The organism is Mesorhizobium sp. M0954 (assembly GCF_040319155.1).
Taxonomy (GTDB): domain Bacteria; phylum Pseudomonadota; class Alphaproteobacteria; order Rhizobiales; family Rhizobiaceae; genus Mesorhizobium.
In genome coordinates this window covers 1-550 of record NZ_JAMYNR010000086.1, presented here as the reverse complement: position 1 = coordinate 550, position 550 = coordinate 1, and the positions used below count along the sequence as shown (strand labels likewise).

General features: G+C 61.8%; 1 pseudogene. It reads right to left on the bottom strand.

What is annotated here, in order from left to right:
* Positions 1–550, bottom strand: a pseudogene (locus NKH93_RS34265) (IS6 family transposase); the annotation flags it as partial.

The window sequence follows — 550 nt, the reverse complement described above, 5'->3', positions numbered from 1 at the left end:
CCTGCAGGCGGTGAGTATGTGTAGCGAGAGCTGAGCGTTTGAGGGGGGCGGGACGAAGAGATTGCGCAGAGCCGAGAAGATCGAAACGAAGCGTTGCAGTGCTCCTGGTGAGGCCTTGCATCATCCGTTCCCGTTTTTCGCAGGGGCACTGTGCATTCTCCGCCCGGTTGTTCAATCCCTTGTGCGACCGATGCTCGACGTCCGGCATCACCTGTCGCCTGGCTGCTCCATAGGAGCGCAGCTTCTCGGTGATCATGCGTTTCGGCGCGACGCCTTGCTTCTTCAGCAGCCGCGTCAGCAAGCGCTTGGCCGCCTTGGTGTTGCGGCGGTTCTGGACGATCTCGTCGAGCACATGGCCATCCTGGTCGACGGCGCGCCACAACCAATGTTTCCTGCCGGCGATGGTGATGACGACCTCGTCCAGATGCCAGACATCGTTTCGGCTGTGCTGCTTGCGGCGCGCGGCGAGCGTAATGCGGACCGAACTTGATGCCCCACCGGCGGATTGTCTCATACGAACCACGACCCCGCGTCCAGCAGCATTTCCTCG